Source organism: Sphingomonas sp. TDK1, assembly GCF_001650735.1.
GTDB lineage: Bacteria > Pseudomonadota > Alphaproteobacteria > Sphingomonadales > Sphingomonadaceae > Sphingomonas.
In genome coordinates, this window is the sequence record NZ_LXVY01000025.1 from 79,278 (window position 1) to 104,589 (window position 25,312).

Here is a 25,312-nt window from a genome sequence, read left to right on the forward strand (position 1 = left end):
CCATCACCCCGCAATGACCCAGGTGAGCGCGGCCGTGAGCCCGATCAGCATGACGAAGGCATAGGTGTAGAGATACCCCGATTGCAGCTTGACGGCGCCTACGCTGCCGATCTGCACCAGGCGCGCCGCGCCATTGGGGCCGAACCGGTCGATCGTCTGCTCGTCGCCGCGCTTCCAGAACAGCCGCCCGATGGCGAATGCGGGACGCACGAAGAGCAGATTGTAGAGCTCGTCGAAATACCACTTGTTGAGCAGGAACAGATACAGCGGACGCACCTGCTCGGCGAAGGCCGCCGGGAAGCCCGGCGAAACGATGTAGGCGAAGACCGCGGTGCCCAGGCCCAGCAGCATTGCCACCGTGGCCGAGAGCTTCACCCACACCGGCACCTCGTGCATCGCGTGCATCAGGTGCTCGTTGAAGGCCAGCGCGCCGTGCCAATAGGTCTCGCCCGCGGTCGGTTCGATGAACGCGCCGTGGAAGACGAAGCCTGCGGCAACCGCACCGATCGACAGCAGGATCAGCGGGATCAGCATGACCAGCGGGCTCTCGTGCGGGTGATAGCCCGCCGTGCCGTCGCCGTGATCGTGCGCATGATGATCGTCATGGCCGTGCGCGGCGTGCGCGTGCGCATGCTCGTCATGATGACCATGGCCGTGCGCGTCGTGCACTGCGTGCTGGATGTGCTCGGAAGCGGCCCAGCGCGGCTTGCCGTGGAAGGTCAGGAACACCACGCGCCACGAGTAGAAGCTCGTCAGCAGCGCGACGACCACGCCGACCCAGAACACGCCGGTGTTGCCCGAGGCGAACGCCGCCTCGATGATCGCGTCCTTCGAGTGGAAGCCGGCAAAGCCGAACGCCACCGGATTGCCGAACAGCGCGGGGATGCCGACGCCGGTGATCGCGAGCGTTCCCGCCATCATCGCCGTATAGGTCAGCGGGATCTTCTTCCAGAGGCCGCCATAGTAACGCATGTCCTGCTCGTGGTGCATCGCATGGATCACCGAGCCGGCACCGAGGAACAGCAGCGCCTTGAAGAAGGCGTGCGTGAACAGGTGGAACATCGCCGCGCCGTACGCGCCGACGCCTGCGGCGAAGAACATGTAGCCGAGCTGCGAACAGGTCGAATAGGCGATCACGCGCTTGATGTCGGTCTGCGTCGTCCCGACGGTGGCGGCGAAGAAGCAGGTTGCGGCACCGATCACCATCACGACGTGCATCGCGACCGCGCTCTGCTCGAACAGCGGCGACATGCGGCAGACCATGAACACGCCCGCGGTCACCATGGTGGCGGCGTGGATCAGCGCCGACACCGGGGTCGGGCCTTCCATCGCGTCCGGCAACCAGGTGTGCAGGCCGAGCTGGGCCGACTTGCCCATCGCGCCGACGAACAGCAGCAGGCAGAGCACGGTGATCGTGTCAAAGCGGTGGCCGAGGAAGCCGATCGTCGAACCGGCATGGTTCGGCGCCGCCGCCAGGATCGTCGGGATATCGACGGTGCCGAACACCAGGAACACGCCGAAGATGCCAAGCATGAAACCGAGGTCGCCGACGCGGTTGACCACGAAGGCCTTGATCGCGGCGGCATTGGCGCTCGGCTTGCGGAACCAGAAGCCGATCAGCAGGTAGGACGCGAGACCCACGCCTTCCCAGCCGAAGAACATCTGCACCAGGTTGTTCGCGGTCACGAGCATCAGCATCGCGAAGGTGAACAGGCTCAGGTACGCGAAGAAGCGCGGCTGGTCCGGCTCCTCGCTCATATAGCCCCAGCTATAGAGGTGGACGAGCGCCGAGACGCTGGTGACCACCACCAGCATCACCGCGGTCAGCGCGTCGACGCGCAGCTCCCAGGCGAAGCTCATCGTGCCCGAGGTCATCCAGTGCAGCACCGGGGTGACGGTCGGCGCGGCCGAGCCGCTGAGGTACGAGAGGAAGATCGGCCAGGAAAGACCGCACGCCACGAACAGCGCGCCCGTGGTGACGATCTTGGGCAGCGCGGCGCCGAACGACTTGTTCACGAGCCCCGCAACGGCTGCCGCGAGGAGCGGCAGGAATACGATGATCAGAATGGACGACATCAGCCCTTCATCCGATTGACGTCGTCGACCGAAATCGTGCCGCGACCGCGGAAATAGATGACCAGGATCGCAAGGCCGATCGCGGCCTCACCGGCGGCGACGGTCAGCACGAACATCGCGAACACCTGGCCCACCAGGTCGTGCAGGAACGACGAGAAGGCGACGAAATTGAGGTTCACGGCAAGCAGGATGAGCTCGATCGCCATCAGGATGACGATCAGGTTCTTCCGGTTCATGAAGATGCCGAGCACCCCCATGGTGAACAGGATCGCCGAGACGACCAGATAATGGGTTAGCGAGATCACAGCTCCATCCCCTGCCCGACCGCCGGGTTCATGTTACGGGTGGCATCCTTGGCGCGGCGGGCGTTCTGGCGCGCAATGTTCTGCGGCCGCACGTCGCTGCGCTTGCGGTAGGTCAGCACGATCGCACCGATCATCGCGACGAGCAGCACCAGACCGGCGCCTTCGAACACGAACAGGTAGCGCGTGTAGAGCAGCTGGCCGATCGCTTCGATGTTCGGCACGCCGTCTTCCACCGGCGCCAGACGACGCCCCAGTGCAAGCTTGCCAGCGCTCCAGGCACCGACCGCGACGATGATCTCGGCGACCAGCGCCAGCGCAAGCAACGCGCCGACAGCGGCGTACTTCATCACGCCCGCGCGGAGCTCGGTGAAGTCGATGTCGAGCATCATCACGACGAACAGGAAGAGCACCGCGACCGCGCCGACATAGACGATCACCAGCAGCATGGCGATGAATTCGGCGCCCACGAGCACCATCAGGCCCGCGGCATTGAAGAACGCCAGGATGAGCCAGAGGACGGAATGTACCGGGTTACGCGACAGGATCGTGCAGGCGCCGGAGACGCACACGATGATCGCGAACAGGTAAAAGGCGAGAAGCTGGATCACGGAATCGGATGGCCCCTTTGAATGGTGCGGCGCTTAACGGTACGGCGCGTCGGCGGCAAGGTTCGCCGCGATGGCGCGTTCCCAGCGATCGCCGTTCGCGAGCAGCTTATCCTTTTGATAAATCAGCTCTTCACGCGTTTCGGTGGAAAATTCGAAATTCGGCCCCTCGACGATCGCATCGACCGGGCACGCTTCCTGGCACAGGCCGCAATAGATGCACTTGGTCATGTCGATGTCGTAGCGCGTCGTGCGGCGGCTGCCGTCGTCGCGCGGTTCGGCCTCGATCGTGATCGCCAGAGCCGGGCACACCGCCTCGCACAGCTTGCACGCGATGCAGCGCTCTTCCCCATTGGGATAGCGACGCAGGGCATGTTCGCCGCGGAAGCGGGGCGAGAGCGGGTTCTTCTCGTACGGATAGTTGATCGTCGCCTTGGGCTTGAAGAAATACTTCAAGGTCAGGGCGTGCGCCTTCACGAACTCCCACAGAGTCCAGGTGCGGACGAAACTTGCGACGCTCATGCGGGCACTCCAACCCGGGTCAGCATGAGATACCCGGAAACGAGGAAGACGAAGAGAAGCGACAGCGGCAGGAAGATCTTCCAGCCCAGGCGCATCAGCTGGTCATAGCGATAGCGCGGGACGGTGGCCTTCACCCAGCTGAAGCAGAAGAAGAAGAACAGCATCTTGGCGAACAGCCAGAGAATGCCCGGCACGGCATAGAGCGGCGCCCAGTCGAACGGCGGGAGATAGCCGCCCCAGAACAGCGTCGCGTTGAGCGCGCACATCAGGATGACGTTTGCGTACTCGCCTAGCCAGTAGAGCGCGAAGGCCATCGACGAATATTCGGTCTGATAGCCCGCGACCAGCTCCGACTCCGCCTCGGTCAGATCGAACGGCGCGCGCTGCGTCTCGGCGAGCGACGAGATGAAGAACACGATCGCCATCGGGAAGAGCAGCGGGTTGATGAAGTTGCCGTTGACGAAGCCGTAATAGCCCTTCTGCGCCTCGACGATGCTGCCGAGGTTGAAGCTGCCCGCCCAGAGCACGACCGAGATGATGACGAAGCCGATCGAGACTTCGTAGCTCACCATCTGCGCCGCCGCGCGGATCGCCGAGTAGAACGGATATTTCGAGTTGGACGACCAGCCGGCGAGGATGATGCCGTACACGCCCAGCGACGAGGCCGCGAGTACATAGAGCAGGCCGACATTGATGTTCGACAGCGCGACGCCCGCCTGGAACGGCACCACCGCCCACACGATCAGCGCGACCGTGAAGGTGATGATCGGCGCGAGCAGGAACAGGCCCTTGTTCGCGCCCGAGGGCACGATGGTTTCCTGCAGGAACACCTTCAGGCCGTCGGCGAAGGACTGCATCAGGCCGAGCGGACCGACGACGTTCGGGCCGCGACGCAGCGCCATCGCCGCCCAGATCTTGCGATCGGCGTAGATGATCATCGCGACGGCCAGCATCACCGGCAGCGCGATGACGAGGATGTCGATAACCGTGGCGACGGTCCAGGCCAGCTCGTACGGCAGGCCGAGATAGGTGAACCAGGAGGTCATTCTGCGGCCTCTGCGAAGTCTTCGCCATGGAGAAGTTCGGCCGAGCAGCGCTGCATCGTCGGCGACGCACGGCAGATGGCGTTGGTGAGATAGAAGTCGGCGACCGGATAGGTCACCGGACCCGAAGCCTGGCTAGCCAGCGACGGCGGGTTCCATGCGAACGCGGCCAGACCTTCCTGGCCGAGCGCCGGAACCTCGCTCGCCATCCCTGCGCGCAGCTCGTCGAAGCTGTCGAACGGCAGCGTGCGGCCGAGCTTCTCGGAGAGCGCGCGCAGGATCGTCCAGTCCTCGCGCGCCTCGCCCGGTGCGAACACCGCGCGATCGGCGCGCTGCACGCGGCCTTCCAGGTTCACATAGGTGCCCGGCTTCTCGGCATAGGTGGCGCCCGGCAGGATCACATCGGCATGATGCGCGCCCTGGTCGCCATGATGGCCGATATAGACCTTGAAGCTATTGGCGAACTTCGAGAAGTCCACCTCGTCGGCGCCCAGGAAGAAGGCGAGCTTCGGCGCGGCCGCGACGATGTCGGCAATGCCGCCCTTCTGCGCATAGCCGAGCATCAGGCCGGCCATCCGCGCCGCCGCGGTGTGGACGACGTTGAAGCCGTTCCACGCCGCTTCGGTCTCGGTCGCGGCGCGCTGGAAGGCACCCGCGATCGCGAGCGCGGCGCCATGGCCGTTCTTGAGCGCGCCCGGGCCGAGGATCAGCGCCGGCTTCTTGGCATTATCGATCGCCTGGGCGAGATTTTCCGGCAGGCTGTTGAGCAGCCCCAGATCGTCGCCCAGCCACTCGACCTTGTAGGTCAGGTCGACCTGCGGCCCGATCGCGAACACCTTGGCGCCGCGCTTGATCGCCTTGCGCACGCGGGTGTTCACCAGCGGCGCTTCCCAGCGCAGGTTGGTGCCGACCAGCAGGATCGCATCGGCGTCTTCGAGCGCCGCGATGGTGGTGTTGAACGCCACCGCCGACAGGCTCGACGTGTCATAGGCCATGCCGGTCTGGCGGCCTTCGAGCAGGTCCGAACCGAACGCCTTCACCAGCGCCTTGGCGGCATACATGGTCTCGGCATCGAGAAGATCGCCGGCGATCGCCGCTACGCTCGAGCCGGCATTGGCGGCCACCGCTGCCACGGCGTCGAACGCTTCTTCCCAGGTCGCCGGGACCAGCTTGCCGTTCTTGCGGACGAACGGGCGGTCGAGACGGCGACGGACCAGCGCGTCGACATGGTAGCGGGTCTTGTCGTGCGCCCACTCCTCGTTCACGTCCTCGTTGATCCGCGGCAGGACGCGCATCACCTGGCGGCCGCGGCTGTCGAGGCGGATATTGGTGCCGACCGCGTCCATGACGTCGATCGACAGGTTCCGCTTGAGCTCCCAGGGGCGATATTCGAACGCAACCGGCTTGTGGGTCAGCGCGCCGACCGGGCACAGGTCCGCGACATTGCCCGAAAGCTCGCTCTTGAATGCCTTTTCGAGATAGGTCGTGATCTGCATGTTCTCGCCGCGATAGATCGCGCCGATATCCTCCACGCCGGCCACTTCCTCGCCGAAGCGGACGCAGCGGGTGCACTGGATGCAGCGGGTCATCACCGTCTTGATGATGGGGCCCATATATTTCTCGGTGACCGCGCGCTTGTTTTCCTCATAGCGCGACTGGCCACGACCATAGGCGACCGACTGGTCCTGCAGATCGCACTCGCCGCCCTGATCGCAGATCGGGCAATCGAGCGGGTGGTTGATCAGCAGAAATTCCATCACGCCTTCCCGCGCAGCCTTCACCATCGGGCTGTCGGTGCGGATCTCCTGCCCCTCGGCGGCCGGCAGCGCACAGCTGGCCTGCGGCTTGGGGGGCCCGGGCTTCACCTCGACCAGGCACATGCGGCAATTGCCGGCGATGCTCAGCCGTTCATGATAGCAGAAACGCGGAATCTCCTTGCCCGCGGCCTCGCAGGCCTGGAGCACGGTGGCGCCCTGCGGCACCTCGACTTCGATTCCGTCAACCTTGAGCTTGGGCATTACTCTGCCGCCTCTTGCATGGTTTCGATGCCGCCCGAACGGCGCTCGTTGATACGGCGCTCCATTTCCGGGCGGAAATGCTTGATCAGGCCCTGGATCGGCCACGCCGCCGCGTCGCCGAGCGCGCAGATGGTGTGGCCTTCGACCTGCTTGGTCACCTGGTGCAGCGTGTCGATCTCGCTGATGTCGGCGTCACCGGTGCGCAGCCGCTCCATCACGCGCCACATCCAGCCGGTGCCTTCGCGGCACGGCGTGCACTGGCCGCAGCTCTCATGCTTGTAGAAGTAGCTGAGACGGCTGATCGCGCGGACGATGTCGGTCGACTTGTCCATGACGATCACCGCCGCGGTGCCGAGGCCCGAACCGACCGCCTTGAGACCGTCGAAGTCCATCGGCACGTCCATGATCTCGGCGGCCGGCACCAGCGGCACCGACGAACCGCCGGGAATCACCGCCAGCAGATTGTCCCAGCCACCGCGAATGCCGCCGCAATGCTTCTCGATCAGCTCGCGGAAGGTGATGCTCATCGCCTCTTCGACGACGCAGGGCTTTTCGACATGGCCGCTGATCTGGAAGAGCTTGGTGCCCTTGTTGTTCTCACGGCCGAAGCTGGCGAACCATTCGGGGCTGCGACGCAGGATCGTCGGGGCGACCGCGATCGATTCGACGTTGTTGACCGTGGTCGGGCAGCCATAGAGGCCCGCACCCGCCGGGAACGGCGGCTTGAGGCGCGGCTGGCCCTTCTTGCCTTCGAGGCTCTCGATCATCGCGGTCTCTTCGCCGCAGATATAGGCGCCGGCGCCGCGATGGACGAAGACGTCGAAGTCATAGCCCGAACCGCAGGCATTCTTGCCCAGCAGGCCGGCGGCATAGGCCTCGGCGACCGCCGCGAACAGCGTCTCGGCCTCGCGGATATATTCGCCGCGGATGTAGATGTACGCGGCGCGCGCCCGCATCGCGAAGCCCGCGACCAGCGCGCCTTCGATCAGCAGGTGCGGATCGTGGCGGATGATCTCGCGGTCCTTGCACGAACCCGGCTCGGACTCGTCGGCGTTGATGACGAGGAAGCTCGGACGCTCGGGCGTCGGGTTCTTCGGCATGAAGCTCCACTTCATGCCCGTCGGGAAGCCGGCGCCGCCACGCCCGCGCAGGCCCGAGGCCTTGATGCGGTCGATGATCGTGTCCGGCCCCAGATCCAGCAGCGCCTTCGTGTTGTCCCACGCCCCACGCGCCCGCGCGGCATCGAGATGCCACGACTGGTAGCCGTAGAGATTGGTGAAGATGCGGTCCTTGTCCTGAAGCACCTTAGCGTCCCTTCCCGACCAGCTTCTGTACGAACAGATAGAAGACTACGGCCAGACCGATCAGGACCACCGTCCCGATCAAGTTAAATGCAAGCTTGAGCACCCAGCCGAGCACGACGATGCCGCCGATGATGGCCAGGATGGTGACGATGAGGCTGTTGCCCCGCATCACCATTCGCCCCGATAGTCATGGTTCTCGTTCACCATCGCGGTGAGCGAGGTCGGCCCGCCCAGCGGCTCGACCGTGTGGCGGCCCGGCTCCTGCGTGCCGGTCTTGGGGCTCTCGCCCTTGGCCAGCGCGTCGAGGATCGCGAGCGTGCGATCGAAATCGAGATCTTCGAAATTGTCGTCGTTGATCTGCACCATCGGCGCCGACGAACAATTGCCCATGCACTCGACCTCGGTGAGCGTGAACAGCCCGTCCGCGGTGGTGTGGCCCTTCTTCAGCCCGCGCGACTTGCACGCGGCCATCACGTCGTCCGACCCGCGCAGCATGCACGGCGTCGTGCCGCAGACCTGCACATGGTAGCGGCCGACCGGCACCAGATTGAACATGGTGTAGAAGGTCGCGACCTCGAACACGCGGATATAGGGCATGTCCAGTTCGCGGGCGACGAACTCGATCACCGGAACCGGAAGCCAGCCCTGCGTGTTCGTCTCGGCACCCACCTGGCGCTGCGCCAGGTCGAGGAACGGGATCGTGCACGACATCTGGCGACCCGCCGGATAGCGCGCCATGATCTCGCGGGCCTTTTCGGCATTGGCCGGCGTCCAAGCGAAGTTGCCCCAGCGCGCGCGGACTTCCGCTTCGTCGGGGAGTTGGGGTGCGTCAGCCATCAGCGGATAAACTCCACCCGATCGACCTTGTCGTCGGAGAACGTATAAATGGACATCACCTCGAAGGGCTCGGCCTCGGGCGAGCGCGACACCTTCTCGTGCAGCACGACGGTCTCGCCGAGCGCATAAGAGGACAGGATGTCGGCGCGGTTGTTCGGAAACTCGGCGAACATCGCTTTGAGGCCCGACCGCACGCCTTCGCGGCCCTCGCGCAGCACGGCGCCGCGATAGGTCGCCTCGCAGGCGCCTTCGGTCATCAGTTCGACATAGCCGTCGGCATCCTGCGCGTTATAGCGCGCGATCATTGCATGCGTGGTGGCGATACGATCCGCGCTCACCGGTCGCACTCCCCGAACACGATATCCATGGCGCCCAGGATGGCGGTGATGTCGGCGAGCATGTGCCCCTTGGACATGAAGTCCATCGCCTGCAGGTGGCTGAACGCGGTCGGGCGCACCTTGCAGCGATACGGCTTGTTGGTGCCGTCCGAGACCAGATACACGCCGAACTCGCCCTTGGGGCTTTCGGTCGCGACATACACTTCGCCCGCCGGCACGTGATAGCCTTCGGTGAAGAGCTTGAAGTGATGGATCAGCGCTTCCATCGACTGCTTCATCTCGCCGCGCTTGGGCGCACCGACCTTGCGGTCGAGCGTCAGGACCGGGCCTTCCGGCATGTCCTGGATGCACTGCTTGATGATGCGGGCCGACTGATAGACTTCCTCGACGCGGACCATGAAGCGATCATAGCAGTCGCCGCGGGTGCCGACGGGAATCTCGAAGTCGACGCGATCGTACACATCGTACGGCTGCGAACGGCGGATATCCCAGGGGATGCCGGCGGCGCGGATCATCGGGCCGGAGAAGCCCCATTTGATCGCGTCCTCGCGGCTCACCGTCGCGATGTCGACGTTGCGCTGCTTGAAGATGCGGTTCTCGGCGACCAGGCTGATCGCGTCGCCGAACAGCCGCGGCAGGCGCGTGTCGAGCCATTCCGCGATGTCGTTCAGCAGCTTGACCGGCACGTCCTGGCGAACCCCGCCGACGCGGTAATAGTTCGAGTGCATGCGCGCACCCGAGGCCCGCTCGAAGAAGTTCAGGCAGTCCTCGCGGATCTCGAACATCCACAGGTTCGGCGTCATCGCGCCGACGTCCATGACGTGCGAACCCAGGTTCAGCATGTGATTGCAGATGCGGGTCAGCTCGGCGAACAGCACGCGCAGATACTGGCCGCGCAGCGGCACCTCGAGATCGAGCAGCTTCTCGACCGCGAGCACATAGCTGTGCTCCATCGCCAGCGGCGAGCAGTAATCGAAGCGATCGAAATAGGGCAGCGCCTGGGTGTAGGTCTTGTACTCGATCAGCTTCTCGGTGCCGCGATGCAGCAGGCCGACATGCGGATCGATGCGCTCGATGATCTCGCCGTCCAGTTCGGTGACGAGACGGAGCACGCCGTGCGCCGCGGGATGCTGCGGGCCGAAGTTGATCGTATAGTTCGCGATCGAGGTATCGCCCGTCGCCGGGTCGATCTCGCGCTCGGGGATCTTGACTGCGGTATCGGTCATCACTTCTGCCCCTCGCCCTTGGCCGGGACATCCGGATCCTTGGGCTTCTCGCCGGGCTGGTTGCCCGGATGCGGCTGACCGGCGCCGGTCTGGGCCGTGTTCTCGCTGGTCTTGGTGTCCTTGCCCTGCGCAGCCTGGCTCGCAGCGGGCGCCGAATCGGCCTTGGCACCCTGCGCGGCAGTGGCCGGCGTCGGCGCACCCTTTGCCTCCGGCTGCGGCGCCTTCTCGTCGCCCGGGAGGACGTACTTGGCGCCTTCCCACGGGCTCATGAAGTCGAAGTTACGGAAGTCCTGCGCCAGGCTGACCGGCTCATAGACCACGCGCTTCGCCTCTTCCGAATAGCGGACTTCGACATACCCGGTCATCGGGAAGTCCTTGCGCAGCGGATGGCCCTGGAAACCGTAATCGGTGAGGATGCGACGGAGGTCGTCATTGCCCTCGAACAGCACGCCGTACATGTCGTACGTCTCGCGCTCGAGCCAGCCGGCGACCGGCCAGATGCCCGTCACGCTCGGCACCGGCTTTTCCTCGTCGGTGGTGACGCGGACGCGGATACGGTGATTCCGGGTGAACGAAAGCAGCTGGTAGACGACATCGAAGCGCTCCGCGCGCTGCGGATAATCGACACCGGCGATCTCGCTGAGCTGCTGGTATTCCAGGCCCGGCGTGTCGCGCAACGCGATCATCGCGTCGCACAGCTTCTCGCGGACGACGGTGAGCGACACTTCGCCCACGGCGTCCTTCGCCTCGACCAGCATGCCACCGAGCGCAGCCTTGGCCGCCTCGATCACGCCGTCATTTGCGGCATAGCGGGGAGCCGGCGCCCTCACCGGTCCAGGCTCCCGATGCGGCGGATCTTCCGCTGCAGCTGCATCACGCCATAGAGCAATGCCTCGGCGGTCGGCGGGCAGCCTGGGACATAGATGTCCACAGGCACCACGCGATCGCAGCCGCGAACGACGCTGTAGCTATAGTGATAATAGCCGCCGCCATTGGCGCAGCTGCCCATCGAAATCACGTATTTCGGTTCCGACATCTGGTCATAGACCCGGCGCAGCGCCGGAGCCATCTTGTTGCACAGCGTGCCCGCGACGATCATCACGTCCGACTGGCGCGGGGAAGCGCGCGGGGCGGCGCCGAACCGCTCCATGTCGTAGCGCGGCATGTTGACGTGGATCATCTCCACCGCGCAGCACGCGAGGCCGAAGGTCATCCACCACAGCGAGCCGGTACGGGCCCACTGGAACAGCTCCTCGGTGGAGGTGACCAGGAAACCCTTGTCCGAAATCTCGGCATTGATGTCGTTCAGGAAGCCGACGTCCGGGAGCGTACCGGCCGGGGGCGCCGACGAAAGCTCTACTCCCATTCCAGGGCTCCCTTCTTCCAGGCATAAATTAGGCCGAGCAGAAGCTCAGCGACAAAGATCATCATCGAGAACCAGGCGGTCCAACCGAGTTTGAAGACGCTCACCGCCCAGGGGTACAGGAAGGCAGCTTCCAGATCGAACACGATGAACAGAATCGCGACCAGGTAGAAGCGCACGTCAAACTGGCTGCGTGAATCCTCGAAGGCGGGGAAGCCGCACTCATATTCGGTGAGCTTTTCCGGCGACGGCTTGTTCGTGCCGGTGAGGCGCGACACGAGCATCGGCAGGAACACGAACGTGCCCGAGAGCAACAGGGCGATCCCGAGGAATATCAGGATCGGCAGATATTGTGACAGGTCGACCAATGGCCTTCTCTTCTCGCGACTGCGGAATCTTGGGGGGCTTCTAGGACCATGATCCCGGTGCGGCAAGGCCTGGAACCGGTGAGAATCATTCGCAATTGTTAAGCCGCGCTGAACATGTCCGGCGGGGCTTTACCCAAGCGTATGAATTCGGATGGAATGCGCCGTTCCTTCGATCGTGGCGGGCACGAAACGCGCGCCCGGGCTGCCCCCAGGGACAGGCAGGGCGGGCGCGTTGATGATCGTCGCGAGACGCTGGGCGAGGAAGCCGCGTGGCCCCTGCCCCTCCTCGTCGCGCGCGATGATCAGCAGTTTGGCCGCTTCGGGATCCCCGCCCGGCTCCACCGCATAGACCGATACCGGGGCGCCGCGGTGATCGCTGAGGCCGCAAAGCCCCGAATAATCCTCGACTCGCGAGGAAAGCCCATGGAACGGCACGACTTCGCGGATCGCATCGAGCGGGGTCGCCAGCAGGCGCTCGCCGGTGTCGAAGATCAGGAAGGCGCTGGTAACGTCGGCGCTTCCGCGCTCGGCAGCGAGCGACCGCTCCGGGTTCTGAGCGGATTGGCGACAAAGTGCCGCCATGGCCCGGATCGACGCGTCGCGACGGACCGCGTCACTGTCCAATACCAGATTCTGCCCGCCATCGCGATCGGTGGCGATACCCGCGAACAGCGACGCGCGCGCCGCAAGCCCCGCCGGAAGCGGGCCCAGCTTGTCGGCGGCGATGCGCGCGACGCTTCGGACGCTTTCGACATGCCAGCCGACCAACTGGTTCGGCGCGATCCGCAACAGGATGACCGGCCCCTGCGAATCGTCCGGCGTTACGCCGTCCAGTCCCAGGGTGGCGAGCTGGTCGAACACCCGGACGTCGCGTCCAAGATAATTGACGGAGCGCGCCCAACCCGGCGCCGGCACCGCGCAGCGTCGCAGGCTGACGGCGGGCGCGGTGCTTTCCACCAACTGGCTGTCGATGGCGATCTGCACGCCCGCCACGGTCACCAGGACAAACGGCTGCGCGCGGGTTAGCGCAGCACCGTCTTCGTCACGCGCCTGGCAGCGAACCAGGGGGAGGCCGGGCAACGCGAACAGCGTCGCGGGATCGAGGATGCCGACCAGATGCTCCTCACGCACAAAGGCCCGGTCGACAAGTCGCGCCGTTCCGCACGAATCCACCAGCTCGCGAACCGCGGAGACAGGCACCCGATACAGGCCCGATACGGTATCGACCCGCAGGCCCAGCAATACGTCGTCCCGACGCAGCACGACAATCGTGCCGCCGCGGCCCGTGCGGTCGGAAAACCCGAGGAGCACACTGACGTCCACGACCGGAATCACGTCGCCGCGCACGCCGATCGAGCCGATGAGGGCCGGATGGGTGCCGAAACAGGGGCCGACCGCCGCCGGGCACGGCACCACCTCGCGGACCCAGTCGACCGGCACCGCCAGTTCGATGCCGCAGAGGCGCAACAGCCCGACATCGAGATGCCGGCGCACCCCCTCGACGACCGACGCGCCCGGCTCGAATCCCCCCGCCATGGTCAGATCACGCTGTGGGTGGAGGTCGCGAGTTCGTCGATCATCGCGACCACCTGGCGGGAGGTTTCGCGCTGCGCACCGACCGATACCGCGATGCCCGAGATGGCGCCCGTGGTCTTGTCCACGCAGCCGGCGATCGCCTCGAACGCGTCCCGTGCCGATCGTGAGCGATCGGTGCCTTGCGAAACCCGCTCGCTGGACTCGCCGATCAGACGGTTGATCTCCTCCGCCGCGGACGCACTGCGCTCGGCGAGCTTGCGGACTTCCTCTGCGACGATCGAGAAGCCGACGCCGTGCTCTCCGGCGCGCGCCGCTTCGATCGCGGCGTTGAAGGCGAGCAGGTTGGTCTGGCCGGCGAGATCGCCGATCACGTCGACGATGCTGGCAATCTTCTTGGACGAGGCCGCCATCAACTCCATCGATTCGATCGTTCCTTCGATCGCGCTGGTGCCGCGATCCGCAGCGGCCTGCGTTTCGCTGGCAAGAGCGGTCGCACTGTGCGCACCCTCGCTGATGGTTTGTATGGCGTCCGAAAGGCTGCCGACAACTGCCTGCATCTGCTCCGTTTTCGCCGCGATCTTGCGCTCCAGCATCACCTGTTCGGTGACGTCATAGGCATATTTGATCACGCGCGACGGATTGCCCTGCAGATCGAAGACCGGCGAGTAGCTCGCCTGGATAAACACGTCGCGATCATATTTGCCGATGCGATGGAAGCGCCCCGAACGACCTTCGCCGTTGTTCAGAGCGCGCCAGAAGTCGCCATATTCCTTCGATTTCAGATGCGCGGGATCGCAGAACATCGAATGGTGGCGGCCCTGGATCTCGCGCAGCGAATACCCCATGGTCGACAGGAAATTCTCGTTCGCGGTCAGTATTTCGCCGTCGAGATTGAATTCGATCGTGGCGAGGCTCCGGTCCACCGCCTGCGCACGGCTCTTGCCCTCGATGGCCGCCTTCTTTCGCTCGGTGATGTCGGTGGCAAACTTGACCACTTTCACGACGTTACCCAGCCCGTCGAAGATCGGATTATACGTCGCGTTAAGCCAGATTTCCTCGCCCGCCTTGTTCCGTCGACGAAAGTCTCCGGCAGCGAGCTCGCCATGCGCCAGGTCCGTCCAAAACCGGGCATATTCCTGAGAATTGATCACCTCTGCATCGCAGAACATCTTGTGATGCTTGCCGATTACGTCCTCGCGACGATACCCTGTCGCCGTCAGGAAATTGTCGTTGGCTTCCAGGATCATGCCGTCCGGCGTGAATTCAATGACCGCCTGCGCGCGGCTGATCGCCGCCACTTTGCCCTCGGCGTCCGCGGCGCGCAGCTTTTGCTCGGTGATGTCATAGGCGTATTTCACGACCTTGATCAGCTTGCCGTCGACATCGACGATCGGGTTATAGGTCGCCCGGATCCAGACCCGACGACCGTCCTTGCCGATCCGCGGGAAGACGCCCGCCTGGAACTCACCCGCCGAAAGCGCACGCCAGAAATTGGCATAGTCCTCGGTCTTTACATAGGCGGGTTCGCAGCAAGTGCGGTGATGCTTGCCGATCAGCTCGCTGCGCTCATAGCCCATGGTTTGCAGGAACATGTCGTTCACCGCGACGACATGGCCGCTGGTGTCAAACTCGATCACCGCCGTAGAGCGGTCGATGGCCGCCAGCTTGCCCGCGGCTTCGGCGCTTTCGACCTGCTGCTTGGTCACGTCCATGGCGAACTTGACGACCTTCACGGGCAGGCCCTGATGATCGAGGATCGGATTGTACGTCGCGTGGATCCACCGCTCGGAACCGTCCTTTGCAACGCGCTTGTAGAGCCCGCCGTCAAATTCGCCGCGGCCCAGCCGCTCCCAGAACTGGCGATAGGCAGGCGAGCGCGCATAGTCGGCCGTGCAGAAAATGCGGTGATGCTGGCCCACCACTTCCTCGGCCTTGTAGCCGAGCAGGTCGCAGAAATTCTCGTTGGCGCTGAGCACGCGGCCCGAAAGATCGAACTCGATCATCGCGGTCGCGCGGCTGAAGGCGTTGAGCACACTTCGGTTCAGCGCCGCCTCGATCTGCGCGCCGCGTACGTCGCGCGCGATCAGAACGATACTCTTCACCCTGCCGTGTTCGTCCTTGACCGGCGCGTAATGGCCGGCGAGCCAGGCATCCTTCCCCTCGCAGCCGTTGCGCCGCGCCGTCTCTTCGATGGTCTCTCCGGCGCGCAGGCGGTCCCAGAAGGCCGCATAGGCCGGACTGGCCGCATATTCCTGGTCGCAGAAGAACCGATGGTGTTCCCCGACCACAGTCGACAGCACGCACCCCATCGCGTCGAGGAAGTGCTGGTTGGCGCGGGTAAGCGTACCGTCCGGGCTGAACTCGGCCACCGCATAGAGGCGGTCGAGCACCGAGCCAACATCGTGGCAGAACGCCTCGTCCGATGCCTCTCCACGCCGCCCCTTGCCCAGGCCACCCGCTTCCATGTTCATGCGCCGTTCGTCCTATTTCGCCCGGCCTGATAGCCGTGAGCGTTTTAAGGGACTTATAGGGCGCAAACCCTCGGAAACGGCGGGGAAATAGAGTTAATTTCCCCAATCCGTAATCGTACGGAAAGCCTCAACGCAGCGCGTTGGCTACCAGCTTGTGGAGCTTCGAGTGGAGCCCGTCATTGGCGGCGAGGAACTGGTTGCGCTGCATCGCCATGTCCTGCCCGCGATAGTCGGTGACGAAGCCGCCCGCTTCCTTGACGAGCAGCATGCCGGCCGCGACGTCCCACGGCTTCAGGTCCGACTCCCAATAGCCGTCGAACCGGCCCGCGGCGACCCAGGCGAGGTCCAGCGCGGCCGAGCCCAGCCGGCGGATGCCCGCCACTTCGGGTGCCACCGCACCGAAGATGCGGCTCCACTCGGCGAAGTTGCCATGGCCCATGAACGGAATGCCGGTCGCGATCAGCGATTCCGAGAGATCGCGCCGCGCCGAGACGCGCAGCCGCTGGTCCTGCAGCCAGGCGCCGCGGCCCTTCTCGGCCCAGAAGCTCTCGTCGGTCAGCGGCTGGTAGACCAGGCCGTGGGTGATCTCGGGCTTGCCCTGGCTGCCGTTCGGATCCTCGACCGCGATCGCAATGGCGAAATGCGGGATGCCGTGGAGGAAGTTGGTGGTGCCGTCGAGCGGGTCGACGATGAAGCGCGGCTTGTCGGGATCGCCCGGCAGTTCGCCGCCCTCTTCGGCCAGGATCCGCCAGTCGGGCCGCGCCTTGCGCAGTTCCTCGATCAGCGTCTGCTCGGCGCGCTTGTCGGCCATGCTCACGAAATCGGCCGGGCCCTTGCGGCTGACCTGGAGGTGCGTGACCTCGTTGAAGTCGCGACGCAGGCGGGGCGCCGCCTTGCGTGCGGCACGGTCCATGACGGTGAGAAGGCCGGAAAAGGCTGCCATATCAATCTCTCTCCCTGCCGCTGTTGCGGGGGACTAGGAAGGCCTGACCCGAAAACGGGAAAAGGGGACGCAGGCCTGCCGTCCCCTTCCCTAGCATAAAATCGGCCGAAGCCGGCAGATCAGTCCGCGCGCCGGACGTAGGTCTGCTCGTACACGTCGACGACGATGCGCGTGCCGCTGCCGATATGCGGCGGCACCATCACGCGCACGCCATTGTCGAGCACGGCGGGCTTGTACGAGGAGGAGGCCGTCTGGCCCTTCACCACCGCGTCGGCCTCGACGATCGTGGCTTCGATCGTGTCGGGCAGCTGGACGCTGATGGCCTCGTCGTCATAGAGTTCCATGACCACGTCCATGCCGTCCTGCAGGAAGGCCGCGGCCTCGCCGAGCAGGTCGCGCGGCAGCGTCGTCTGGTCGTAGGTTTCCTTGTCCATGAACACGAGCATGTCGCCTTCCGGATACAGGAACTGGAAATCCTTGGTGTCGAGGCGCACGCGCTCCACGGTCTCGGCCGAGCGGAAGCGGACATTGTTCTTGCGGCCGTCGCGCAGGTTCTTGAGTTCGACCTGCATATAGGCACCGCCCTTGCCGGGCTGGGTGTGCTGAATCTTGACGGCGCGCCAGATGCCGCCTTCATATTCGATGATGTTGCCGGGACGGATGTCCACGCCGCTGATCTTCATGGATCGTGCCTGTATGTGAGAAAGAGCTGAGCGGGGCCCTTTAGCTCCGCCCGGGCTTTCCCGCAAGCAGCGGATAGGGGTCGACGTTGGCCCCCTCCCACCAGCGCTCGCCGGGTGCCATCCGCTTCACCTCGAAATGGAGATGCGGCGCCCCGCCATCGGCGCTGCCGCTGGTGCCGACGGTGGCGATCGGCTGGCCCTGGCGCACGGCCGTGCCCTCGGAAACACCGATCGTATCGAGATGGGCGTAATAGTGCACCGTACCGCCATCGGCCGTCCGGATATAGAGCGTGTGGCCGCCGAGATCGCTCTCGAACTGCTTCTCGACCGTGCCGGCGGCGGCGGCGAGCACCGGCGTTCCCTTGGCTGCGAGGATGTCGATCGCGTGATGCGCGCGCGTGCCGTCGCCGCGCGGCTCGCCCCAGTTGCTGTGGAGCGCGGACGCGGGGACGCCCTGGACTGGAATGACCAGCCCGGAGGCCATCGGCACGGCCGGCGGCGGGCCGGCGGTCTCGACTCGCGGCGCCTGCCCGGCCGGCACGAAGCGGACGCGCGACACCAGCAGCGCCACCAGCGCCACCGCGACCAGCCCTGCGATCAGGCCCATACGCCGCATGGGGCTATTCCCGGAAGCGCGCCGGCGTGCCCGGCTTCACCATCAGGGCAACGCGCGCTGCATCCCAGTTGGTCAGGCGGATGCAGCCATGGCTCTCCGTCCGGCCGATGGTCTGCGGCTCGGGCGTGCCGTGGATGCCGTAATGCTCCTTGGAAAGATCGATCCAGACCACGCCCACCGGCCCGTTCGGCCCCGGCGGCAACATCGCGGGATCGTCGCCCTTCTTGGCATCCCAAAACAGCTTCGGGTTGTAGTGAAACTTGGGATTGGTATCGACGCCGTTGATTTTCCAGCTCCCGATCGGCAGCGGATCATGCTCGCTGCCCATCGTCGCGCTGAACTGCGCGACCAGCCGGTTGCCTGCGCCAAAAACCTTGAGCACACCCTCGGACTTGTCGACGACGATGTGATCCGCCTGGGGCTGGCGCGGATCGACGTTGAGCATGTTGAGGGTCTGGCGCCATTCGGGCTTCCACTCGGCCGGATAGGCCCGCGAGCCCGGCAGCGCGTTGGGCAGCCGCAGCATCGTGCCGGCCTTGATGGTCGTCACGCCGGGGTTGAGCGCACCGATTACCTCCGGCGTGGTGTGGAACATCTCGGCCAGCTTCTCGAGCGGGTTGCGATAGCCGAGCGCCTTGAGCTTGCCCTGCTGGCCTAGATCCTTCGGGATCGGATCGACGAACGGCCCCTGCATCGTCTCTGCGCCTACGGCCAGGATTCGAACCGGCCGCAGCGCGCGATACTGGTGCAGCACCGCGAGCGTCGCCGGATCGATTACGCCGGTCACCTTCAACCCGCGCGCTTCCTGCAGCCCGCGCACCGCCGCCGTCAGCGACTGCCCCGCGCGACCGTCGAGAATGCCCGGCCCGAAGCCGAGATGGTCGAGGATCACCTGCGCGTGAAGGATGTTGAGATCGATCGATGGCTTTGGGGCGGGAGTCTGCGCCAGTGCGGGGGCGGCGAGCAACACGGCAGTTCCGAATACCCATTTCCGCACACAGTCTCTCCCGATCCTTCACCAGATCCATGCTAAACGTTCGCGCCACGGTTGCGGTTGCGGATCGGGGAAAGCCCGATGGACAAGTGCCGCCTCCCGTGCCCTTATCAACGCGATGCGGGGGATTCTTTCAGAAGCGGAACAAGTGCTCGGCTCGCCCGTGCGCAACCTGGTTTCGATCCTGCTGTTCGTGCTCGCCGTCGCTGTCGCCGCCACGATCGGCTACATGGCCGCCGGCTGGAGCTTCGCCGATGCGAGCTACATGGTCGTGCTGACGATCTACACCGTCGGCTATGGCGAGGTCCGCCCGATCGACACCCCCTATCTCCATGCGCTGACCATGGGGACGATGGTGCTGGGCTGCACCGGCATGATCCTGCTCACCAGCGCGCTCGTCCAGTTCTTCACCGTCCTGCAATTGCAGAGTATTTTCGGAGCAACCCGCATGCAGAGCCGGATCGACAAGCTTTCGGACCATGTCGTGATCTGCGGCTATGGCCGGATCGGCGTGATGCTCGCCCGCGACCTTAGCCGCGCCGCGGTGCCGGTGGTGGTGATCGAGCGCGGGCCCGAACGTCGTGCCGAGGCCGAGGCGGCCGGACTGTGCACCCTCGCCGGCGACGCCACGGAGGAAGAGGTGCTGATCGCCGCCGGCATCCAGCGCGCCCGTGCGCTTGCCACCGTGTTGCCGGACGATGCCGCCAACGTCTTCATCACGCTCAGCGCGCGCAACCTCAACGCCGGGCTGGAAATCATCGCCCGCGGCGAGGCACCGACCACCGAGCGGAAGCTGATCCACGCGGGCGCCAACCGCGTCGTGTTCCCGACCCATATCGGCGCGGAGGCGATGGCGCGGATGATCCTCTATCCGCACCGCCAGGAGGTGCACGGCGAAGAGCAGCTCGCGCGGCTCCGCCGCGAGCTCGGCGCGCTGGGACTGGAGGTGGAACTGATCGAAGTCGCCAGGGGCGCGACCATGGCCGGTCTGACCGTAGAGGAGGCCGAGCGCCGCGCCGAAGGCAGCGTATTCATCGTCCAGATCGACCGTGCCGACGGCCGTTCGATCCCCCGCCCCGCGCGCGACGAGCGGCTGGAGGCAGGCGACAAGGCCGTGGTCGTCATGCGCGACGTGGCGGCAGGCGCGCGAGCGCTCTTCACGACGCGCCAGCAAGTCCGCGCCGGACGCAACAAGTTCTGAAGGAACGGGTCCGCTTCTCAGACTTTCCCGCTTCACCCCAGCTTCAGCTTCCTCCGACTAAGGGCTTTGCATGGCGACCCCTGCCTACTCCTTCCGAGACGCTCGCATCGCCTGGAAACGGTGGGTGGCAGCCCTCGCCGCCCTCCTCCTCGCCCTCGCCTTCGCCGTCTACTGGAGTGCAGGCTTTCTCGACCGCGACCCCGTCCATCTCTACGGCATGCCCGAACGTCCCGGTGCGCCACCCGTGGCGGCCGTGTTCCTCTCCGGTGACATGGGCATCCGCTACGGCATGGGCTCCTATGTCGTAGAGGCGCTGGCGGGCGCCGGCGTGCCCGTCTACGCCATTGCAAGCTCGACCGCCTTCGCCCGGCGCAAGACCCATGCGGAGGTGGAGGCGATGCTCGCCGACGCCATCCGGGAGGCGCAACGCCGATCGGGCGCGGGCAAAGTGGTGGTGATCGGCCAGTCCTTCGGCGCGGATATGGCGCGTGTCGGCGTCGCCGCCCTCCCGCCGCAGCTGCGCGCCAGGGTCGCGGCACTGGTTCTCGTGGTGCCGGGCGCCACCGCCTATTTCCGGGCCGATCCGCTGGGCTTCGCCTATATCGGCGAGCCGGACGCAGATGCTGCCGCCGCCCGGTCGCTCGACTGGCTGCCCGTCACCTGCATTCGCGGCGAAGACGAGACCGACAGCCTATGCCCCACCCTGCTCGCGCCCAATGTGCGGCGGATCACGCTGCCCGGCGGCCATTATCTGCGGATGGATCACGACCTGCTGGTGCGCACCGTGTTCGCCGCCCTGGCACCCGTGCTCGGCACGCATTTGGACGCGCCTGCGCCATAATGGCGCTGGCCTCGGGCGGTTGATTGCTCCCCGCAGGTCGCGGCGATAAAGGCGGGGCCATCGACGCCGCGAATGGCAGGGGTCGGCGGGGAGCTGGATACAGGTGGACGATATGATGGCGCCGGAGGAGGAGACGAGGCCGGTGGCCGGTCTCCGTGCCTGGCTCGATGCCCGACGCCGCCTCATCCTCGCGCTGCTCGCACTGGCGGTTACCCTGCTTGGCTTCGAAGCCGTGCGAACGATCCTCAGCGAGGTCCGCCTGCGCGACGTGCGCCACGCGCTTCATCAGATCGACGGCGCGCGGCTCGCGATCGCGATCGGCCTCACCTCCGCCTCGTATTGCGCGCTCACCTTGTACGACTGGTTCGCCGTGCGCGCGATCGGCCATCGCCTGCCCTGGCGGACAGCCGCGCTGGCCTCGTTCACCAGCTACACGATCAGCCATAACCTCGGCCTGTCCCTGCTCACCGGCGGCACGGCGCGCCTGCGGGCGTATGGCGCCGCCGGGCTGGATTTCGCGGACGTCGCGCGGGTTACGCTGATCGCCAGCGGTACTTTCTGGGGCGGGGTATTCGCGGTGACCGCGGTGGCGCTGCTCGTCGCCCAGCATCCGTTGATCCTGTTCGGCCAGATGCTGCCGCTGCCGCTGCTGCACGGCGCGGGCGGCGTGGTCGCGCTCGCCTTCGCCGCATTGTTCGTGCTGCGCGCGCGCGGCCACAACGAACTCCGGCTTGGCGCGGCCAGTCTGCCGCTACCGCCCGTGCCGCTGATGGCAGGCCAAATCGGAATCGCCGCGCTCGATCTCGCCTGCGCTTCGGGGGCGCTGTTCGTGCTGGTGCCGCATGCCGATCCGGCGCTGATCGGCAGCTTTTTCCTCGCCTATGCCGTTGCCATCGTCATCGCGCTGATCACCCATGTGCCCGGCGGCATCGGCGTGTTCGAAGCGGTGATGCTCGCGCTGGTGCCGCTCGGCCGGAGCGACCTTTTCGCGGCGCTGCTCCTCTATCGCGTGATCTACTATCTTCTCCCGCTGTTGGTGGCCGGCGCGCTGCTCGTCGGGATCGAGGGCCGGCGTCTGCGCCATCCGATCGCGGCCGGGCTGGGCATCGCGCACCGTATCGGCCAGGCGCTGGTACCCCCACTGCTCGCGCTGCTGGTGTTCGGCGGCGGGCTGGTGCTGCTCGTCTCCGGCGCGCTGCCGCCCGCGCATGGCCGCATGCATCCGCTGCACGGCATTCTGCCGCTGCCCTTCGTCGAAGGTTCGCACTTCGCGGCGAGTCTGGTCGGCACCGCGCTGCTGCTGATCGCTCCCGCCGTGCAGGCCCGGCTGAAGAGCGGTTTCTACGCCGCGCGGCTGCTGCTGCTGGCGGGCGCGATCTTCTCGATCGCCAAGGGCATCGATTACGAGGAAGCGACGGTATTGCTGATCGTGGCCGGGCTTTTGCAATATGCCCGGCCCGGCTTCTATCGAAGCGCCGGCATCGGATCGGCGCCGGTCGCGCGCTGGTGGTGGGCGGCCGCGCTGATCGCGCTCCTGCTGAGCGCCTGGGCCGGCTTCTTCGCCTATAAGCGCGTGCCCTATTCGGACGATCTCTGGTGGGATTTCGCCTGGCGCGGCAACGCGCCCCGCTTCCTCCGCGCCACGCTGGGCGCAACGATGCTGCTCATCGGCTGGGCATTCTGGCGCCTGATGTCCGCCGCGCCGCGCGTGCGCGAGCATCAGGCGCTCGATCCGGACGTAGCCTCGCGCGCGATCGCCGTGTCCAGCCGCGCCGACGCAATGCTTGCCTATACCGGGGACAAGGACTTTCTGGTGTCCACCTCGGGCGATGCCTTCCTGATGTATCGGGTGCAGGGCCGCACCTGGATCGTGATGGGAGACCCCGTCGGCCCGGAAGAGGCCTGGTCGGAGCTGATCTGGGAGATCCGCCGCCGCTGCGACGCTGCGCGCGGGCGGCTTTGCCTTTTCCAGGTCAGCGCGGCGATGCTGCCGCTGGTGGTCGAGTTGGGGCTCCAGCCACTGAAATATGGCGAAGAGGCGGTGGTGGATCTCCGGCAGGGCTATGACCTGAAAGGCGGCCCGTTCAAGTCGCTGCGCTACTCGGTAAAGCGCGCAACCAGCGAAGGACTGGCGTTCGAAGTCATTCCCGCAGCGGAGATCCCTGCCCTGCTCGCGGAACTGCAGCACGTCTCCGACACCTGGCTTGCGGACAAGCCGGGCGCGGAAAAACGCTTCAGCCTGGGTCGCTTCGATCCAGACTATCTTTCGCGCTTCGATTGCGCCGTGCTTCGGCTGGAGGGGCGAATCGTCGCCTTCGCCAACATCTGGGAGACCCCCAATCGCGAGGAGATTTCCGTCGATCTGATGCGCCATCTGCCAGATACGCCCTATGGCGCAATGGACCTGCTGTTCGTCCGGCTGCTGCAATATGGCGCGGCGCAGGGTTTCGATCGGTTCAACCTCGGCATGGCCCCGCTCTCCGGCCTCAAGCCTGGTCCCCTGGCGCCGATCTGGTCGCGGCTGGGCGCTGCCGTCTACGGCCATGGCGAACGAATTTACGGCTTTTCCGGCCTGCGCGCCTTCAAGCAGAAATTCGGCCCGCGCTGGGTGCCGCGTTATATCGGCACCACGCCGGGCGTCTCGGTGCCGCGGGCACTGATCGACGCGGCAGTGCTGATCGGCGGATAGCCTATTGGGTTCTGGGGTTCGCACCCCACATGCTGCACCGCAATTCAGGGAGACACGCATGGACCTCGCATTTCTCGGGCTCGGACAGATGGGAATCGGCATGGCGGGCGCGCTGCTCGATGCCGGACACACGCTCACCGTCTGGAACCGCTCGCCCGACAAGGCTGCCGCCCTCACCGAACGCGGCGCGCGCCTTGCCCGCACCCCCCGCGAAGCCGCCGACGGCGCGCAGGCCGTGCTGACCATGGTGGCGGATGATGCCGCGCTGGAAGCGATCCTCACGGGCGAGGACGGCATCCTCGCGGGCATGGCGCCGGGCGCGCTGCATCTCTCCCACAGCACCATCGCGGTCGCTACGGCCGACAAGCTGGCCCAGCTCCATGGCGAGGCAGGCCACCGGTTCGTCTCGGCGCCGGTCTTCGGTCGCCCGCCGGTCGCCGCGCAGGGCAAGCTCGCCGTCGTCGCCGCCGGGGCGCCGGAAGCGATCGAGGCCGCCGCGCCGATCCTTGATGCGCTCGGGCGCATCACCTTTCCGATGGGCGACAAGCCGTCGGCGGCGAACCTCGTCAAGCTCGCCGGCAACTTCATGATCATGGCCACGGTCGAGGCCTATGGCGAGGCGATGTCGCTCGGCGAGAAGGGCGGCGTCGCCCGCGAAAAGATGCTGGAGGTATTCGCCGGCACGATCTTCGACGGCGCGATCCACAAGGTCTATGGCCCGCCGATCGCCGAGCGCCGCCACCGCCCCGCCGGCTTTGCCGCGCCGCTCGGCCTGAAGGACATGCGCCTCGCCGCCGAGGCCGCCGAAGCGGTCGGCGCAAAGCTGCCGCTGCTCGACCTGGTCCGCGCGCATCTTACCGAGACGGTCGCCACGGAGGGCAGCGACGTCGACGTGACCGCGCTTGCGGAGACAATCGCCAAGCTCTGAACTCGTGCGCCCCTCCCGCAACCGGGAGGGGAACACCGGGCGTACCCCCCTCCCACAGGGGGAGAGGGATTCGGGACGGATGCCCTTCCCCCCCGGCCCGATCCCGCGTACATTTCCCACATGATCGATAGGCTTTTCCTTTCGCACCCGCGCAGCGTCGGCGAAAGCTATGGCGAGCATGCCGCCACGGCGGCGCGTTTCGGCGTGACGATGATCGCCGGGGGCGCCGCATGCCTCGTCCATGCCGTGCTGCCGTTCCTGTTCGTACGAACGGCCAGCGACTCGGTGAAGCGGCTCTACGCCCAGATGAAGGCGCGCCAGCCCGCCTTCGCCGAGCAGAAGCCCGCCTTCCAACAGCCCGAGTGGCAGCTCGACTACGAAATCTGACGCCGGCATCGGGGGAGC

25 protein-coding genes are annotated in these 25,312 nt (G+C 65.9%); 5 read left to right on the top strand and 20 right to left on the bottom strand.

Going from position 1 to position 25,312, the window contains the following annotated elements; translation table 11 throughout:
* Positions 1-3 precede the first annotated feature (3 nt).
* The 20 genes from nuoL to A7X12_RS13840 form a co-directional block, all read right to left on the bottom strand.
* The gene (gene nuoL, locus A7X12_RS13750; protein WP_064312146.1) at positions 4-2,076 is read right to left on the bottom strand and encodes an NADH-quinone oxidoreductase subunit L; all 2,073 of its coding nucleotides are present in this window, start codon (positions 2,074-2,076) and stop codon (positions 4-6) included.
* Positions 2,076-2,381 carry an NADH-quinone oxidoreductase subunit NuoK gene (gene nuoK / locus A7X12_RS13755; protein ID WP_064312147.1) on the bottom strand — a complete coding sequence of 102 codons (306 nt, stop codon included), beginning with the start codon at positions 2,379-2,381 and terminating at the stop codon, positions 2,076-2,078. Before nuoK ends, nuoL begins: the two co-directional genes overlap by 1 nt.
* Entirely contained in the window at positions 2,378-2,989 is a 612-nt protein-coding gene (locus A7X12_RS13760; protein WP_064312148.1) for an NADH-quinone oxidoreductase subunit J, read from the bottom strand. Before A7X12_RS13760 ends, nuoK begins: the two co-directional genes overlap by 4 nt.
* Positions 2,990-3,022: 33 nt before the next feature.
* Positions 3,023-3,508, bottom strand: coding sequence for an NADH-quinone oxidoreductase subunit NuoI (gene nuoI, locus A7X12_RS13765; protein WP_010545143.1), 486 nt, complete (start codon positions 3,506-3,508; stop codon positions 3,023-3,025).
* Positions 3,505-4,554 carry an NADH-quinone oxidoreductase subunit NuoH gene (gene nuoH / locus A7X12_RS13770; RefSeq protein WP_064312149.1) on the bottom strand — a complete coding sequence of 350 codons (1,050 nt, stop codon included), beginning with the start codon at positions 4,552-4,554 and terminating at the stop codon, positions 3,505-3,507. The genes nuoI and nuoH overlap by 4 nt, the downstream gene beginning before the upstream one ends.
* A complete protein-coding gene (gene nuoG, locus A7X12_RS13775; RefSeq protein WP_064312150.1) occupies positions 4,551-6,569 on the bottom strand; it encodes an NADH-quinone oxidoreductase subunit NuoG in 2,019 nt (672 codons plus the stop codon). The genes nuoH and nuoG overlap by 4 nt, the downstream gene beginning before the upstream one ends.
* Positions 6,569-7,873: an NADH-quinone oxidoreductase subunit NuoF gene (gene nuoF / locus A7X12_RS13780; protein WP_064312151.1), complete on the bottom strand. Its 1,305-nt coding sequence runs from the start codon at positions 7,871-7,873 to the stop codon at positions 6,569-6,571. The genes nuoG and nuoF overlap by 1 nt, the downstream gene beginning before the upstream one ends.
* A 1-nt stretch (position 7,874) precedes the next feature.
* Positions 7,875-8,042 (bottom strand): hypothetical protein, encoded by a 168-nt coding sequence (locus A7X12_RS25585; protein WP_157105594.1) that lies wholly within the window; start codon positions 8,040-8,042, stop codon positions 7,875-7,877.
* Entirely contained in the window at positions 8,042-8,710 is a 669-nt protein-coding gene (locus tag A7X12_RS13785; protein ID WP_064312152.1) for a complex I 24 kDa subunit family protein, read from the bottom strand. Before A7X12_RS13785 ends, A7X12_RS25585 begins: the two co-directional genes overlap by 1 nt.
* The gene (locus tag A7X12_RS13790) at positions 8,710-9,048 is read right to left on the bottom strand and encodes a nuclear transport factor 2 family protein (protein WP_064312153.1); all 339 of its coding nucleotides are present in this window, start codon (positions 9,046-9,048) and stop codon (positions 8,710-8,712) included. The genes A7X12_RS13785 and A7X12_RS13790 overlap by 1 nt, the downstream gene beginning before the upstream one ends.
* Positions 9,045-10,274, bottom strand: a complete 1,230-nt coding sequence (locus A7X12_RS13795) for an NADH-quinone oxidoreductase subunit D (RefSeq protein ID WP_064312154.1) — start codon at positions 10,272-10,274, stop codon at positions 9,045-9,047. The genes A7X12_RS13790 and A7X12_RS13795 overlap by 4 nt, the downstream gene beginning before the upstream one ends.
* Entirely contained in the window at positions 10,274-11,104 is an 831-nt protein-coding gene (locus tag A7X12_RS13800) for an NADH-quinone oxidoreductase subunit C (RefSeq protein WP_064312155.1), read from the bottom strand. Before A7X12_RS13800 ends, A7X12_RS13795 begins: the two co-directional genes overlap by 1 nt.
* A complete protein-coding gene (locus tag A7X12_RS13805) occupies positions 11,101-11,640 on the bottom strand; it encodes a NuoB/complex I 20 kDa subunit family protein (RefSeq protein WP_064312156.1) in 540 nt (179 codons plus the stop codon). Before A7X12_RS13805 ends, A7X12_RS13800 begins: the two co-directional genes overlap by 4 nt.
* Complete coding sequence (locus tag A7X12_RS13810; protein WP_064312157.1) at positions 11,631-12,005, bottom strand: NADH-quinone oxidoreductase subunit A; 375 nt, start codon at positions 12,003-12,005, stop codon at positions 11,631-11,633. The genes A7X12_RS13805 and A7X12_RS13810 overlap by 10 nt, the downstream gene beginning before the upstream one ends.
* A gap of 129 nt (positions 12,006-12,134) precedes the next feature.
* On the bottom strand, positions 12,135-13,541 hold the full coding sequence (locus A7X12_RS13815) for a chemotaxis protein CheW (RefSeq protein WP_064312158.1): 1,407 nt from the start codon (positions 13,539-13,541) through the stop codon (positions 12,135-12,137).
* A gap of 2 nt (positions 13,542-13,543) precedes the next feature.
* Positions 13,544-16,012: a methyl-accepting chemotaxis protein gene (locus A7X12_RS13820; RefSeq protein ID WP_064312159.1), complete on the bottom strand. Its 2,469-nt coding sequence runs from the start codon at positions 16,010-16,012 to the stop codon at positions 13,544-13,546.
* 127 nt (positions 16,013-16,139) lie between these two features.
* Positions 16,140-16,955, bottom strand: a complete 816-nt coding sequence (locus A7X12_RS13825) for an inositol monophosphatase family protein (RefSeq protein ID WP_064312160.1) — start codon at positions 16,953-16,955, stop codon at positions 16,140-16,142.
* 119 nt (positions 16,956-17,074) lie between these two features.
* The gene (gene efp, locus A7X12_RS13830) at positions 17,075-17,638 is read right to left on the bottom strand and encodes an elongation factor P (protein ID WP_064312161.1); all 564 of its coding nucleotides are present in this window, start codon (positions 17,636-17,638) and stop codon (positions 17,075-17,077) included.
* A 40-nt stretch (positions 17,639-17,678) separates the two neighbouring features.
* Positions 17,679-18,254 (bottom strand): M23 family metallopeptidase, encoded by a 576-nt coding sequence (locus A7X12_RS13835; RefSeq protein WP_064312162.1) that lies wholly within the window; start codon positions 18,252-18,254, stop codon positions 17,679-17,681.
* A gap of 4 nt (positions 18,255-18,258) precedes the next feature.
* Positions 18,259-19,251, bottom strand: a complete 993-nt coding sequence (locus tag A7X12_RS13840) for a L,D-transpeptidase family protein (RefSeq protein ID WP_064312163.1) — start codon at positions 19,249-19,251, stop codon at positions 18,259-18,261.
* A gap of 145 nt (positions 19,252-19,396) precedes the next feature.
* On the opposite strand from A7X12_RS13840, the gene A7X12_RS13845 reads away from it, so the two are divergent.
* The 5 genes from A7X12_RS13845 to A7X12_RS13865 all read left to right on the top strand — a co-directional run bounded on the left by A7X12_RS13845 (position 19,397) and on the right by A7X12_RS13865 (position 25,294).
* Positions 19,397-20,449, top strand: coding sequence for a potassium channel family protein (locus A7X12_RS13845; protein ID WP_332308544.1), 1,053 nt, complete (start codon positions 19,397-19,399; stop codon positions 20,447-20,449).
* Positions 20,450-20,573: 124 nt separating this feature from the next.
* Positions 20,574-21,290: a virulence factor gene (locus A7X12_RS13850; RefSeq protein ID WP_232318507.1), complete on the top strand. Its 717-nt coding sequence runs from the start codon at positions 20,574-20,576 to the stop codon at positions 21,288-21,290.
* Positions 21,291-21,432: 142 nt separating this feature from the next.
* On the top strand, positions 21,433-23,979 hold the full coding sequence (gene mprF, locus A7X12_RS13855) for a bifunctional lysylphosphatidylglycerol flippase/synthetase MprF (protein WP_232318508.1): 2,547 nt from the start codon (positions 21,433-21,435) through the stop codon (positions 23,977-23,979).
* A gap of 58 nt (positions 23,980-24,037) precedes the next feature.
* Entirely contained in the window at positions 24,038-24,907 is an 870-nt protein-coding gene (locus A7X12_RS13860; RefSeq protein WP_064312166.1) for an NAD(P)-dependent oxidoreductase, read from the top strand.
* Between the two features lie 120 nt (positions 24,908-25,027).
* Positions 25,028-25,294 (top strand): DUF6356 family protein, encoded by a 267-nt coding sequence (locus A7X12_RS13865; RefSeq protein WP_064312167.1) that lies wholly within the window; start codon positions 25,028-25,030, stop codon positions 25,292-25,294.
* Positions 25,295-25,312 lie beyond the last annotated feature (18 nt).

What these genes read in the sequence shown, in the direction of transcription:
- nuoL (WP_064312146.1), bottom strand. Translation starts at nt 2,076, where the DNA reads ATGTCGTCCATTCTGATCATCGTATTCCTGCCGCTCCTCGCGGCAGCC.
- nuoI (WP_010545143.1), bottom strand. Translation starts at nt 3,508, where the DNA reads ATGAGCGTCGCAAGTTTCGTCCGCACCTGGACTCTGTGGGAGTTCGTG.
- nuoH (WP_064312149.1), bottom strand. Translation starts at nt 4,554, where the DNA reads ATGACCTCCTGGTTCACCTATCTCGGCCTGCCGTACGAGCTGGCCTGG.
- nuoG (WP_064312150.1), bottom strand. Translation starts at nt 6,569, where the DNA reads ATGCCCAAGCTCAAGGTTGACGGAATCGAAGTCGAGGTGCCGCAGGGC.
- A7X12_RS25585 (WP_157105594.1), bottom strand. Translation starts at nt 8,042, where the DNA reads ATGCGGGGCAACAGCCTCATCGTCACCATCCTGGCCATCATCGGCGGC.
- A7X12_RS13785 (WP_064312152.1), bottom strand. Translation starts at nt 8,710, where the DNA reads ATGGCTGACGCACCCCAACTCCCCGACGAAGCGGAAGTCCGCGCGCGC.
- A7X12_RS13795 (WP_064312154.1), bottom strand. Translation starts at nt 10,274, where the DNA reads ATGACCGATACCGCAGTCAAGATCCCCGAGCGCGAGATCGACCCGGCG.
- A7X12_RS13805 (WP_064312156.1), bottom strand. Translation starts at nt 11,640, where the DNA reads ATGGGAGTAGAGCTTTCGTCGGCGCCCCCGGCCGGTACGCTCCCGGAC.
- A7X12_RS13815 (WP_064312158.1), bottom strand. Translation starts at nt 13,541, where the DNA reads ATGGCGGGGGGATTCGAGCCGGGCGCGTCGGTCGTCGAGGGGGTGCGC.
- A7X12_RS13820 (WP_064312159.1), bottom strand. Translation starts at nt 16,012, where the DNA reads ATGAACATGGAAGCGGGTGGCCTGGGCAAGGGGCGGCGTGGAGAGGCA.
- A7X12_RS13825 (WP_064312160.1), bottom strand. Translation starts at nt 16,955, where the DNA reads ATGGCAGCCTTTTCCGGCCTTCTCACCGTCATGGACCGTGCCGCACGC.
- efp (WP_064312161.1), bottom strand. Translation starts at nt 17,638, where the DNA reads ATGAAGATCAGCGGCGTGGACATCCGTCCCGGCAACATCATCGAATAT.
- A7X12_RS13835 (WP_064312162.1), bottom strand. Translation starts at nt 18,254, where the DNA reads ATGCGGCGTATGGGCCTGATCGCAGGGCTGGTCGCGGTGGCGCTGGTG.
- A7X12_RS13860 (WP_064312166.1), top strand. Translation starts at nt 24,038, where the DNA reads ATGGACCTCGCATTTCTCGGGCTCGGACAGATGGGAATCGGCATGGCG.
- A7X12_RS13865 (WP_064312167.1), top strand. Translation starts at nt 25,028, where the DNA reads ATGATCGATAGGCTTTTCCTTTCGCACCCGCGCAGCGTCGGCGAAAGC.